This is a genomic window from uncultured Salinisphaera sp., assembly GCF_964012375.1.
Lineage (GTDB): Bacteria > Pseudomonadota > Gammaproteobacteria > Nevskiales > Salinisphaeraceae > Salinisphaera.
In genome coordinates, this window is sequence record NZ_CAXGSH010000050.1 from 1 (window position 1) to 13,272 (window position 13,272).

The following is a 13,272-nucleotide window of genomic DNA, read 5'->3' on the forward strand; positions in this document are numbered from 1 at the left end:
CAACGTGCGCTACATGTTCGATCTCAAGGGCATGATCACCCGCGTGCTGGTGCGCGAAAAGAATCTGCTCAACCGGATCTTTCTGGAAACCGGTCGCAACGAATTCGTATTCATCGGCCGTTCCGGCGCCTACTTCGGGTTTGCCTTCGGCCTGATCCAGATGCTGATCTGGGTGTTCTTCCAGGCCTGGTGGCTGCTGCCGTTGTTCGGACTGTTCGTGGGCTGGGCCACCAACTGGCTGGCCTTGAAGATGATCTTCAATCCCAAGCGCGGCTTTCGTATTTTTGGCTTCACGATTCAGGGCTTGTTCTTCAAGCGACAACAGGAGGTCGCCGCGGACTACGGCAACCTCGTGGCCACGCAGATTCTCACCCCGGCCAATATTCTTGAAGAGATTCTGACCGGCCCCTATGCCGATAAACTGTTCGCGCTGGTCCAGACCGAGGTGCAGCGTGCGATCGACTCCAGTGCGAGCATGGCCCGCCCGTTCGTGAACTGGACCTGGGGCAGCGACGAATACGAGCAGATCAAGGCCGACGCCGTGGCCGAGGTGGTGGCTCGCATGCCGCAGACGCTATCGCATATGACCGGCTATGCCGAAGACGCCATGGCGATACGGGAAACGCTGGTCACGCGTTTGCAAAGCCTCACGCCGCGCCAGTTCGAAGGCATGCTGCGGCCCGCGTTCGAGGAAGACGAGTGGATACTGATTGCGGTGGGCGCAGCCCTGGGTCTGGCCGTGGGCTGGTTCCAGTTGATCGTGCTCTTCTCGAGCGTTTTCATGGAACGTTTTGGCAGCATGACCGGCCTGGGATGAGGTCGGCAACACGGACCGTGCACAGCGCGGCCGTCTCGATTTGGAGATAGACGATGGCGGGCAGAAAGAATCTGACGGTGCGAACGCCGCGAGCGTTCCAGTTTTTGCGCCAGGCCGCACGCGCTGCCGAGGAATGGCCGGTTGCCGGTTCTGCGGTGCGCCGCTTTCAGGATGCCGAAAGCTGGGCCATGGCCGAACTCAAGCAGCGCCTGGACGCAATGTCCGACGACGGCGTGGATACCAGTGCGCGCACGCGCGCTGCAACGGTAGAGGGCCCGGCCCCGCGCGACATGATGGCGCGGCTGATCGCGCAGTCGCGCGGTATCGATCCCGAAGCGGCCCGGGTATGGATGTATCGCCAGACCCTGGCCCGGCTCGTCCCGGATCAGGTCGCGATGATGGCGCTGCTGGCCGATCGCGAAATCGCGCCGCTATGCCATATCGCCGCCGGGCGACTGCCGGCCGGGCCGGTGAGCGTGGTGGTGCTGTCCAACGCCAGCTCGCTCGGACGCGATGCCGGCGTGCTGCTGCGCGACTACGTGCCGCAATACATGAGCGAACTGCTCGCGCTGGGCGTGTTCGAAGCCGGCCCCGAAGACGACCGCCTGGCGGATCAGTACGAGCTGCTCATGGCCGACACCCAGCTACGAAACACCATGGATCGGGTTCGTCGCGACATGCGGCTTTATCCGCGGCTTCAACGCTTTAGCGTCCACATGAGCGACTATGGCAAGGCCCTGTGGCAGGACTGCAGACCGCTGGATCCGGCGTCCGCACGCCCGTCGGCCGGCGGTGGCTAGCGCGTAGGGCTCTGCCCGAGTGCGCGTCGTGCTGTTAAGCTGATAAAGCCGAAAATATATCGTTTCTACATACAGAAACCTGACCCCACGAGGAGACCGGTCGATGAGTGAATCCGAGCGCGACACGCTGAGTGTCTGGGATGTGTTGAAACCCACCGCCGACAAACTCAGCGGGGTCGACCGGCTGCTCATGGGCGCGGGCCTTTTACTCAAGTCCAGGTTCCGCGACAACATCACCATCGCGACGCTGATCGAAGGTCATGCCGGACGCAGCCCCCAGCATGACGCAATCACGTTCGAGAACGAGCGCTACACCTATGCCCAGCTCAACGCCAACGCGAACCGCTATGCGCGCACTCTCAAGGCCGGCGGCATAGAAAAAGGCGACGTGGTGGGGGTGTTGCTGGACAACCGGCCGGAAACCCTTTTCATCGTGGCGGCGCTGGCCAAGCTCGGCGCGGCCGCGGCGATGTGTAACACCAAACAGCGTGGCGACGTGCTCGCGCATAGCCTGAGCACGGTCAAGCCGAAGGCCATGCTCGTGGGCGACGAACTTTTCGAAGCCTTCGACGAAATACGCGGCGAGTCCGGCATCGCCGACCTTAGCCCGCTATGGCTGGTGCCCAGCAGCAGCCGGGCAGCCACCGAGCCGGCGCCCGAGGGCTGGACCGATTTCGTTGCCGAGGCCGCCAACCAACCGACCGGCAATCTCGACGATGCCGCCGAGGTGTCGTCCAAGGACACCTGCTTCTATATCTTCACGTCGGGTACCACCGGCATGCCCAAGGCATCGCGCATGAGCCACGTACGCTGGCTGCGCGGCGGTGCGGGCCTGGGCATGGCGGGGCTGCGACTGACCCCGGAAGACCGGTTTTACTGCCCGCTGCCGCTTTATCACAACAATGCGCTGACCGTGTCCTGGTCGTCGGTGCTGTGTGCCGGCGCGACGTTCGCGCTCGCCCCCAAGTTCAGCGTCAGCAATTTCTGGCCGGACGTGCGTCATCACAAGGCGACGGTGTTCTGCTATATCGGCGAGCTATGTCGCTACCTGTTGCAGGCCGAGCCGCATGAAAACGATCGCAACCACGCCATTCGGGCGGTCATCGGCAATGGCCTGCGGCCGGATATCTGGGACGAGTTCAAGGCACGCTTCGGCATCGAACGGGTGTGCGAGTTCTACGGTGCCAGTGAGGGCAACCTGATCTTCGTCAACGGTTTCAACATGGATCGTACGGCCGGCTTTTGTCCGCTGCCGTTCGCCGTGGTGGAATACGACTCGGAAACCGAGGAGCCGGTCACCGACAGCAACGGCCGCATGAAAGAGGTCAAGAAGGGCGAAACGGGTCTGTTGCTCAACAAGGTGACCGATTTCGCGCCCTTCGAAGGCTATACCGACCCGGAAGCCAGCGAGAAGAAACTCTTCCGCGGTGTTTTCAAACAGGACGACTGCTATTTCAACACCGGCGATCTCGTGCGCCGGCAGGGCATGCGGCATATCGCCTTCGTCGATCGCCTGGGGGATACCTTCCGCTGGAAGGGCGAAAACGTGGCGACCACCCAGGTCGAGAATGCGCTTAACGCCTTCAGCCAGATCGAGGAATCGGTGGTCTACGGGGTGGAGGTGCCGCATAGCGACGGCCGTGCCGGCATGGCCGCGATTACGCCGGTACGCGATCTCGAGGATATCGACTGGGGCGCGCTGGTCAGCCATCTGCGCGACCAGCTACCCGACTACGCGGTGCCCGTGTTCATCCGCCTGCGTCCGGAGCAGGAAGTCACCGGCACCATGAAATATCGCAAGGTCGATCTGAAGAAGCAGGCTTATAGCCCCGAGGGTGACGAGCCCGTTTACATGCTCAAGGGCGGCGCTGATCGCTACGAGCCGATCGACGACGCCACCCGCGACGCGTTGGCCGACGGCGATATCCAGCTCTAGGGCGTGTCGTCATAGGATAAGGCGGCGCATCGGCGGCCAGGCCGCGGCAAGACAAGGCATTGCGAGCGGCGCGTGGTCGTTCCACGCAAGCGAGCCCTTGAAAATCGACCATGGCGCAGGGTTGCCGCGGCTTGGCCGCCGACCGATCGTTATTCGTTGGGGGGTTGCGCGCGCCGGACGCGCCATGCTGCTGGCGGGCCTTGACCGTGGGCCTGCCACGCTCGGCGCCCCGCGCCTTGCCTGACACGCCCGGCCCGGGCAATGCGACGTCATATCTCATGACGCCACCCGCTAGCGGCGAGCACGGGCCAGACTGCGCGCCGGCCCTCGCTTAGCGGGGGCTGGCGGGATTCAGCCGGCGGAGCTGGAGGCGGCGGTATCGAAATCGTCGTCGCCGGACTGGGTGGCTTCGTAATGCTGGGCCCCGAAGATCATCGCCCGGAACAGAATCTTGGCTTCGCGCGCCATCTCGGCCGCACTCAGACCCGTGTTCTCGGTCAGCCATTCCGCGATCAGCTCGTTGAACATACCCACCAGCGCCACCGACGGCAGGTGGTAATCGCGTGCCGGAATCACGCCGTTCTCGGCCATCAGCTCGGCATAGCGGCGGATGATCTCGGCCAGCTGGTGGGTCGTTTCACGGCGCTTTTTCTCCATGACTTCGGATACGCCTACGGCCTCGATACAGATAATGCGGCCGCGACGCGGGTCGTCGAGCAGAAAATACACCGCGGCTTCGATGGTGTCGGCCACCCGCTGGGTTAGGGGGGTGCGCGTTTCCGTGAGCGATGTTCGTACGATCTGATCCATTCGCTGGACCAGTTCGGCGTGGACGGCGTGCAGGATCGATTCGCGGCCTTCGAACTGTTCGTAGAAATGGCGCGTCGATACCTTGGCATGCGAACACACGGCCTCGATCGGCGTGGCTGCATAGCCGCGCTCCCCGAACAAATCGGTGCCAGCGGCTATAAGTCGCTGATAGCGCTGTGTTCTGAGCTGCTCTGCGCTGAGCCCACGATAGCCGCGCCGGCGCGGCTTACGACTGGAAGATTTTGGATCTGTTTCTTTCACGTGCTTGAGCCTGCTTGACGAGCCGAGTCGTCTTGCTATGATCTGAAAACAATTCTTTTTCGAAAACGGGATTCGCTGCGCTGCCTGAGTGAGATAGGGGCATAAGTGGTGATGACAACCCGTTCAAGATGGAAGCCATAGTCATGACAGCACTCATTGTCGCATTAGTACTCGTTGGCCTGTATTGGACATTGCTCTACCGTGGCGTGTCGCTCGCGGTATTCAGCGCGGTGACCGTGGTAGCCGTTGCGGCGCTGTGGGCAACCGGTGTGCTCGGGCCGATCGGCGTGGCCGTAGCGGCCGTAGTGGTCGGCGTGCCGTTGGCCATCTTCAATGCCGTGCCGGTGCGCCGCGCGCTGATGACCAAGCGCCTCTACGGTGTGTTCCGCAAAATCCTTCCGGAAATGGGGCCGACCGAGAAGGAAGCCCTTGAAGCTGGCGACGTCTGGTGGGAAGCCGAGATGTTTCGCGGCCGTCCGGACTGGAAACAGCTGCACGATTTCGAACTCACCAAGCTGACCGCCGAGGAGCAGTCGTTTCTCGACAATGAGACCGAGCAGCTGTGCGCGATGATCGACGACTGGCAGGTCAACTTCGAGCTCAAGGACCTGCCCGAGGACGTCTGGGACTATATCCGCAACAACGGCTTTTTTGCCATGCTCATTCCCAAGAAGCATGGTGGCCTGGGCTTCTCGGCCTACGGCCAGTCCTGTGTGGTGGCCAAGATCGCGACCCGTTCGCTGACCGCGGCGGTGACGGTCATGGTGCCGAACTCGCTCGGCCCGGGTGAGCTGCTCACCCACTACGGCACCAAGGAACAGCAGGAGAAATGGCTGCCAGGCCTGGCCTCCGGCAAGGAGCTGCCCTGCTTCGCGCTGACCGGCGTGGAAGTCGGTTCCGATGCCACCAAGATGCCGGATACCGGCATCGTGTGTAAGCGCACCGTCGACGGCGAAGAGGTGCTGGGCCTGTCGCTGAGCTTCAACAAGCGCTATATCACCCTCGCACCGGTTGCCACGATGATGGGCCTGGCCTTCAAGCTCAAGGATCCGGACGGCCTTCTGGGCGATCCGGACACGGTCGATTACGGTATTACCTGTGCGCTGCTGGCCACCGATACGCCGGGCGTGAAGATCGGTCGTCGCCACTTCCCGGGTGCAACGTTCATGAACGGCCCGATCCAGGGCGAAGACGTGTTCGTGCCGATCGATTCGATCATCGGCGGTCCCGACAAGGCCGGCAAGGGCTGGCGCATGCTCGTCGAATGCCTGTCGGCCGGTCGCGGTATCTCGCTGCCGGCGCTGTCCACGGCTACGGGCAAGGGCATGTACGGCATCACCGCCGCCTACTCGCGTATTCGTCGTCAGTTCGGTACCGAAATCGGCAATTTCGAGGGCGTGCGTGAAGGCCTTGGCGTGATCGGCGGCTATGCCTATATCCTGGAAAACGTGCGCAACCTCACGGCTTCGGGCGTGGATCACTGCACGCCGAGCGTGGTCACGGCGATGATCAAGTATCACTCCACCGAGATGATGCGCACGGTCATTACCCACTCCATGGATATTCATTCCGGTCGCGGCATCATCATGGGTCCGCGCAACTATCTGGCCGCGGCCTATCAGGCGCTGCCGGTGGCGATTACCGTCGAGGGCGCGAACATCATGACGCGCAGCCTCATGGTCTTTGGCCAGGGCGCGATCCGCTGCCATCCGTACGTTTATAGCGAGATGGAAGCGGCCCACAATCCGGACTTCAATGCCGGCCTGCAGGAATTCGACCGTCTGCTGTTCTCCCATCTGGGCTATTCGGTCAACCGTGCGGTGCGTGCCTTTACGCTGGGCATGACCGGCGCGCGGCTGGCCAAGGCGCCGGTCAACAACGCCATGAGCGATTACTATCGCCACATGGAGCGTTTCTCGGCGGCGCTGGCCTTCTGTGCCGACCTGTCCATGGGCACGCTGGGCGGCGCCCTGAAGCTCAAGGAGTCGACCTCGGCGCGCCTGGGCGATGTGCTCAGCCATCTGTACATGGCCTCGGCCACTCTCAAGGGGTTTGAGGTCAACGGCGGCACCGACGAAGACAAGGTGCATGCGACCTGGGCGATGGAATATCACCTGCACGCGATCGAGAACGCTTTCCACGAGTTCGTGCGCAACTACCCGATCAAGGCGGCGCGCCCGGTGCTCAAGCTGATCGCCCTGCCGCGCGGTCGCCGTTTCTCCGGCCCGACGGATAGCATGAATGCCGCGGTTTGCGACATGATGCTCAACATGAAGCTGGATACGCCGTTCGGTAAGCGCATGAGCTACGATCTCTACATTGGCCGCGGTGAAAACGATCCGACCGGTCGTCTGATGAACGCCTTCGAGAAACTGCAGGAAGTCGACAGCTTCTACAGCGAGTTTCTGCGCGGCGTGAAGCATGGCGAGATCGAAGGCGAAACCGTCGAAGAGCAGCTTGAAAGTGCGGTTGCCAAGCAGCTGCTGTCGGCCGATCAGGCTCAGCAGATTCGCGAATACGATCGGATGCGCTACGACGTGCTGCTCACCGACGACTTCAGCAAGGAATATCTGGCGAATCCGCTGTCTGAAAAGGCGCGGCGCGAAGAGGGCCGGCCAGCGGATCTGCGCATCGCCTCATGACCCGAAGCTTGCTCGGCGCCAAGCTGGTCGACGTCGGCGGTGGCAGCCTTGCCCGTATCACGGGTGTGGATGCCGCCGCCGAAGTCGCGCCCCAGCAGGTCGGGCTGACCGCGGGCGCGGTCGATTCGATCTGGTCGAGCGTGGAAGCGCTCTATCGGACGGGGGCTTACCCGGCAGCCACCTTCTGTCTGCGCCGGCGCGGCCGGATCGTGTTGAACCGATCGATCGGCTATGCACAGGGCGGTGGCCCTGGCGAAAGCCGTGGGCCGCATGCGCGTTTGGCCGAGCCGGATACGCCGATCTGTCTGTTCTCGGCCAGCAAGGCGGTTACCGCCATGCTGATGCACAAGCTCGCCGAAGAGGGCGGTGTCGACCTGGATAATCGGGTGTCGCACTACCTGCCGGAATTCACCGGCGGCGGCAAGGATCGTACGACCATCGCCCAGGTGCTTTCGCACCAGGGCGGTTTCCCCATGTTCGACGTGGACCCCGCGGACGGCCCCGAGACGTTGCTCGACTGGCAACGGTGTATCGAACTGATCTGCGCGGCGCCGGCCGAAAAGGGCGGCAAACGTCTGGCCTACCACGCCATAACCGGGGGCTTCATTCTTGCCGAAATCATTCGGCGCGTGACCGGTATGTCCTTCACCGACTATCTGGATACACGTTTTCGTCAGCCGCTGGGGATGCGCTATTTCACCTACGGGCTGGACGGTCGCTCGCGTGGTCGCGTGGCCACGAACTATGTCGCCGGTCAGCCGGTGCGCTTTCCCATCTCCATGCTGGCCCGCCAAGCGTTGTCAGCCGATTTTGCAGAAGTGGTCGATATTTCCAATCGCGACTACTTCATGGACGCGGTGGTTCCCGCGGGCAATCTCTATTCCACGGCCGAAGAGCTGTCGCGCTTTTACCAGATGATGCTCGATGGCGGTCGTTATGAAGGCCGTCAGGTCATGCAGCCGGACACCATTCGCCGCGCGATCAAGCCCGCGGTGCGCCTGCGCTACGACCATACGCTCAAGATTCCCATGCGATACAGCGAAGGCCTGATGCTGGGCGTAAACCCGTTCGGCCTGTACGGGCCGATGACCGGCAGCGCCTACGGTCACCTGGGCTTCATGAACATCCTGGGCTGGGCGGACCCGGATCGCGATATCGCGGTATCGCTGCTGGTGACCGGCAAGTCCATCCTTGGGGGCCATCTGCTGGCGCTCGGCCAGCTTTTGAGTACGTTGTCCTGGCAATGTCGAGGTTGATCCGCATGGCCGATCCGAAGACGACAAAGCAACAATCGCGCGCCACCGAGGTGGCGCATCAACCCCTGGCACCACGCACCGTGGCCGATCGCGGTGTCTGGCTGCGCGGCGGGCTGTCGATGGCAACCGACGCCTTCGTCGGCTCGGTGAATATCGTCAACGGTATCCACCAGGCCGTAACCCGAACCGTGAGCCGACTGGCCCCGCCGGCGCGGCCGATTGGCCGGGGCAGCGATTTTGTCTATGGCCGGGTACGCGATATCGGCCGACTCAGCTTCTTCGGCGTGCGCCAGGTGGCCGGGCTGGCCGAAACGCTGGTGCCCGGGCGCAAACGCGACATGCCGCAGCGGCTCGCACTGGGCGTGCACAGCGCGCTCAACGGGGCGTTCGGCGACTATCTCGAGCGCAGCGACAATGAGCTTGCGCTCACCATGACGCTCGTCGATGAAGCCGGGCGCGCCATCGAGCCGAGCGTGCCCGGCCTGCGCGCCGCCTTGGCCGAGCCCAGTCCACGCGTGGTGATTCTGGTCCACGGTCTGGGCATGAACGATCAGCAGTGGCGCCAGGCCGGGCGCGACGACTTCGGCCAGCGCCTGGCGGGCGACTTCGGCTATACGGCGCTACGTCTTCGCTACAACAGCGGGCGCCATATTTCCCAGAATGGTCGCGATTTCGCGGCGCTGCTGCAGGCACTGCATGCCAGCTACCCGACCGCGATCGAACGGCTGACCATCGTCGGCCATAGCATGGGCGGGTTAGTGGCGCGCAGCGCCTGCCACTATGCCGAGCAGGCCGGCCATGACTGGGTCGATACGCTGACCGACCTGGTTCTGCTGGGCTCGCCGCATCTGGGCGCGCCGCTCGAACGTCTGGGCCGTCAGTTCACCCATACGCTCACGCGGCTGCCTTATACGCGGCCGCTGTCGGCGCTTGGCGAGATTCGCAGCGCCGGGGTCAAGGATCTCAGTCTGGGCTATCTCCGAGACGAGGACTGGCAGCAGGACACGCATGCCCGACCCACGCCGCCCGAAGCGCTCGCCTCGCCCGATCATGTCGGCCACTTTCTGGTTGCCGCGACCCTGGGGCGCCGCGGCGACGACCCGCTGGGTCGCTGGTTCGGCGATCTGCTGGTGCCGGTGTCGAGCGCGGTGGGCCATGCCGATGCCCCCAGCCGTCGGTTCAACGCCCGCGACCAGGACGGCCGAATTTTCTACGGCATGAATCACTTCGCGCTGGTGCATCACGACGATGTCTATGCCGCGATCCACGACTGGCTGGCACCGCGCCTGAAGCCGGCCACCCATTAATCCGAAAACAGGAGCCTTAATCTCTATGTCTGATCTGGAAAGCCGCTTTCAGGAAGCCGTCGAAAAGGTGCGCAATGCGCCGGAGGACGGGGGATTCAAGCCGTCGAACGACTACAAGCTCAAGATGTACGCGCTCTACCGCCAGGCCACCGACGGCGACGTCCAGGGCAAGAAACCCGGCATGCTCAACCCGATTGCCCGCTATAAATGGCAGGCCTGGGCCGATATGAAAGGCAAGAACAGCGAACAGGCGATGCAGGAATACATCGCCGAAGTGGACAAGGTCGAAGCCGAATACGGCTAGGCCGTTCAGGCGGCTCGCATGTGGGCGACGAGCGCAGCGGCTGCGGCCGGCGCCAGGCCAGGGGCCTGGCGCCCCAGGGTCGCGGGTTCAGGTGGAGCTGTCGGGGGTGCTACGCCCGGCGTCGGCAAGCGCTTCGGCGAGCAGGCCACCGGCGCAGGCGCCATGCGCACGCTGTCGCGTTTCGGCCGAAAGTCGGGCGCTCGCGTTGGTCAGCGCGTCGCGGTCCGCGTCGTCGGCCTGAAGGCGTCGGTCGAGCTCCCAGAGAAAGGGCTTGCGCTCGTTGGCGGCCACTTCCAGCACGCGGGCGAGGCGCTCTTCGCCCATGGCCGTGGTCTGATTACGAAACCGAGCCCAAAGATCGTTGGCGATCACCGAGTCGATTACGCTGCGGATCACGGCTGCGTCGGTAAAGGCCGGTTCGCTGGCGAGCGTGCCGATGAGCCGGCTGGGCATTTCGTCGGCGATCTGGAGCAATGCCGGCCAAAGATCGTCCTGGGCAGCCGCGCGGATGAGCGAGTCGAGTATGGCCGCGTTCTGGGCCATGGCCAGCTCGGCCATGGCCAGCCGGGCGTGCTCGCCGATGCGTAGTAGTGTGGCAAGGACTTCGGGCCAGAGTTGCTCGCTCGCGGCCGCCGCCACGATGGCCTCGCGGCGGTCGCGGTCCAGATGCGCGATCACCCGATCCAGCTGTTTGCTGTCCTCGACAAAAAAGCCGATTTCGAGCAGGTCGCTCTCGTTTTCGATCGCATCGGTGGCTGCGAACAGGGTATGTTCGGGCAGCACGTCCACGAACCGGCTCATGGTGATGATTTCGCCACGCGCCAGTAATAGGCGGGTGATCGCGATCGCGCGATCCACCGGAAACCCGGCAATGATCGGCCGCGCGCGTACCGGGTCGATATGCAGGCAGGTATCGGCCAGGAAACTGTCGGACAGTCGCGCGGCCAGGTCGATGGCTTTGTCGGGCGCCATCTCGCCGGCAATACGCCCGGCCAGGATTGGCCCGAGCACGCGCTCGGCAATTCGCGCGCTGATGGCCAGCGGCACGATCGACGACAGCCGGGCGAAGCCGGTGAACGTCGGCCGAAACTTTTCGAACAGCGCTTCGGTGATGCCTTCACGCAGCGTACGCAGCCGTTCGGCTTCGAGATAGTCCAGATGTTCGAGTTCGCCGGTGTCGGTTTGCAGAATACGCGCGAGTTTTACCAGTTCAGCCTGGGTGGCCAGATTTCTCATGAGGGGCCCAGGAACAGTTTCTGTACGCGTTTACGCAGCGGCGCGGGCACCATGCCCACGGCCTCGTCGAGCGCGGTTTCAAGCAGGGTGCGCTGATGGCGGGCCGCATTCTTCATCAACGTCTGCAGGTGCTCGCGCTCGTCGGGCGGCAGGCCGTCGATCACGGCCTGTGTGCGCGAATCCAGGGGCAGACGATCGTCGTCACCGTTCATGTCTGTGCAAGCCTCGCGTGCCGCGCGCCGGCGCGTTGCTGGCGCGGTCGGCGCGCTCGAAAACCGATGTTTTATCCGATGCTACATCAAGCCGGGGTTGCACGCAGGCGGGTTTGAACGAATCGGGAACGGGTTCGAATGCGCCCGTCTCGGGCGTCCGCGCCCCTTTTTGCCAGAAATTGCGCGGCAACCGACTTGTTTTGACAAGCGGGTGCCCTAAACTTAATCATGTTGCGGTGCACGATGACCGGCTATGGGCCGCGTCAGCGCCAACCAATCGAGGAGTCCAAATGAGTGATTTTCTAGTCCGTGCGTCGTCGAACTCGACGGTTCGCAATGTCATCAAGACGCTGGGCTTGCCCACGCCCACCGAACTCGCGCGGGACGAAGGCGCATATCAGGAGCGCTTTCTCGACAACGAAAAGATTCTGGTTGGCGCGACGGCCAACGCGGCCGCGATCGCGAGTGTGGGTACCACGCTGGAAGCCGCGGGCGCCAACGTACAGCGTGCCGACAAGCCCACGCCGGGCGATGAGGACAAGTTCGACGCGCTGGTGTTCGATGCCACGAACATGGCCGATGTCGCCGAACTGAATGCCCTCTACGACTTCTTCCATCCGGTGGCGCGCAAGCTCACGCGCAACGCCCGTATCGTGGTGCTTTCAAGTCTGCCGTCGGCGATGGAAAGCGTGTCCGCGGCCGCGGCGGCCCGTGCGGTGGAAGGCTTCGTGCGCTCGCTGGCCAAGGAAATCGGTCAGCTTGGTTCGACCGCGAACATGCTCTACGTCGAGCCGGGTGCCGAGGATCGCGTGGCCGCGCCGCTGCGATTCCTGCTTTCGGACTACAGCACGTTCGTCGATGGCCAGCCGCTGACGGTCACCAAGGCCGGCCGCATGCCCGAGGCCGTGCCCGCCACCCAGCCGCTAAAGGACAAGGTGGCGTTGGTTACCGGTGGGGCCCGCGGTATTGGCGCGGCGACCGCAGAGCGCCTGGCGCGCGAAGGCGCGACCGTGGTGTGCCTGGATATTCCCCAGGATCAGGAAACGCTCGAGGAAACCGTCGCCGGTTTCGGCGGTACCGCGCTGCCGCTGGATATTACCGCGGATGACGCGCCGCGCCAGATCGCGGACTTCTTCAAGGAGAAGTTTGGCGGCGTGGATATCGTTGTCCACAACGCGGGCGTGACCCGCGACAAGACGCTGGCCAACATGCCCGATCATTACTGGGACATGGTGATGAGCATCAACCTGCAGGCAATCATCAAGGTCGATGCCCTGCTCGGCGAAGAGAACGTCATCAACGAATATGGTCGCGTGATCTGTCTGTGCTCGATCGGCGGTATCGCCGGCAATCGCGGCCAGACCAACTACGGTGCCACCAAGGCCGGACTGATCGGTTTTGTCGAACGCCGCGGCGCCACCGATCGCGATCGCGGCGTGACCGTCAACGCCGTGGCGCCGGGCTTCATCGAAACCCGCATGACCGCCGAAATGCCGTTTGGCGTACGTGAAGGCGGCCGGCGGCTGTCGTCGCTGTCGCAGGGCGGCACGCCCCGCGATGTGGCCGAGGCGATTACCTTCCTGTCGACGCCGGGTGCAGGCGGTATTTCGGGCAACGTGCTGCGTGTCTGCGGCCAGAGCCTGATCGGCGCCTAAAATCGCCGCTATTTGCTGCGATGATATCGAGCCGGC

The 13,272-nt window shown here is 63.6% G+C and carries 10 protein-coding genes and 1 pseudogene; 8 read left to right on the top strand and 3 right to left on the bottom strand.

The genetic code is table 11. The features are described 5' to 3' along the window. The 3 genes and pseudogenes from ABNU97_RS10095 to ABNU97_RS10105 all read left to right on the top strand — a co-directional run. Nucleotides 1-817 (top strand): annotated as a pseudogene (locus ABNU97_RS10095) (DUF445 domain-containing protein); the annotation flags it as partial. Between the two features lie 53 nt (nt 818-870). After that, nucleotides 871-1,617, top strand: coding sequence for a hypothetical protein (locus ABNU97_RS10100; protein ID WP_348766606.1), 747 nt, complete (start codon nt 871-873; stop codon nt 1,615-1,617). Nucleotides 1,618-1,720: 103 nt separating this feature from the next. Continuing rightward, nucleotides 1,721-3,553 carry a long-chain-acyl-CoA synthetase gene (locus tag ABNU97_RS10105; protein WP_348766607.1) on the top strand — a complete coding sequence of 611 codons (1,833 nt, stop codon included), beginning with the start codon at nt 1,721-1,723 and terminating at the stop codon, nt 3,551-3,553. A gap of 351 nt (nt 3,554-3,904) precedes the next feature. Here ABNU97_RS10105 and ABNU97_RS10110 read toward each other — a convergent pair whose 3' ends face one another. Beyond that, nucleotides 3,905-4,624, bottom strand: a complete 720-nt coding sequence (locus ABNU97_RS10110; RefSeq protein WP_348766608.1) for a TetR/AcrR family transcriptional regulator — start codon at nt 4,622-4,624, stop codon at nt 3,905-3,907. Between the two features lie 143 nt (nt 4,625-4,767). Here ABNU97_RS10110 and ABNU97_RS10115 point away from each other — a divergent pair, with 143 nt between their 5' ends. Genes ABNU97_RS10115 through ABNU97_RS10130 form a run of 4 tightly spaced genes read left to right on the top strand, consistent with a single transcriptional unit; the run spans nt 4,768 to nt 10,133 of the window. Next, a complete protein-coding gene (locus tag ABNU97_RS10115) occupies nt 4,768-7,266 on the top strand; it encodes an acyl-CoA dehydrogenase (protein WP_348766609.1) in 2,499 nt (832 codons plus the stop codon). Further along, nucleotides 7,263-8,522, top strand: coding sequence for a serine hydrolase domain-containing protein (locus ABNU97_RS10120; protein ID WP_348766610.1), 1,260 nt, complete (start codon nt 7,263-7,265; stop codon nt 8,520-8,522). Before ABNU97_RS10115 ends, ABNU97_RS10120 begins: the two co-directional genes overlap by 4 nt. A 5-nt stretch (nt 8,523-8,527) precedes the next feature. Next, nucleotides 8,528-9,829 (top strand): alpha/beta fold hydrolase, encoded by a 1,302-nt coding sequence (locus ABNU97_RS10125; RefSeq protein WP_348766611.1) that lies wholly within the window; start codon nt 8,528-8,530, stop codon nt 9,827-9,829. A gap of 25 nt (nt 9,830-9,854) precedes the next feature. Continuing rightward, a complete protein-coding gene (locus ABNU97_RS10130) occupies nt 9,855-10,133 on the top strand; it encodes an acyl-CoA-binding protein (protein WP_348766612.1) in 279 nt (92 codons plus the stop codon). 87 nt (nt 10,134-10,220) lie between these two features. Here the strand turns inward: ABNU97_RS10130 and ABNU97_RS10135 are convergent, their stop codons facing one another. Continuing rightward, the gene (locus ABNU97_RS10135; protein WP_348766613.1) at nt 10,221-11,369 is read right to left on the bottom strand and encodes a hypothetical protein; all 1,149 of its coding nucleotides are present in this window, start codon (nt 11,367-11,369) and stop codon (nt 10,221-10,223) included. After that, nucleotides 11,366-11,581 carry a hypothetical protein gene (locus tag ABNU97_RS10140; protein ID WP_348766614.1) on the bottom strand — a complete coding sequence of 72 codons (216 nt, stop codon included), beginning with the start codon at nt 11,579-11,581 and terminating at the stop codon, nt 11,366-11,368. The genes ABNU97_RS10135 and ABNU97_RS10140 overlap by 4 nt, the downstream gene beginning before the upstream one ends. A 290-nt stretch (nt 11,582-11,871) precedes the next feature. On the opposite strand from ABNU97_RS10140, the gene ABNU97_RS10145 reads away from it, so the two are divergent. Further along, nucleotides 11,872-13,236, top strand: coding sequence for a 3-oxoacyl-ACP reductase (locus tag ABNU97_RS10145; RefSeq protein WP_348766615.1), 1,365 nt, complete (start codon nt 11,872-11,874; stop codon nt 13,234-13,236). Nucleotides 13,237-13,272 lie beyond the last annotated feature (36 nt).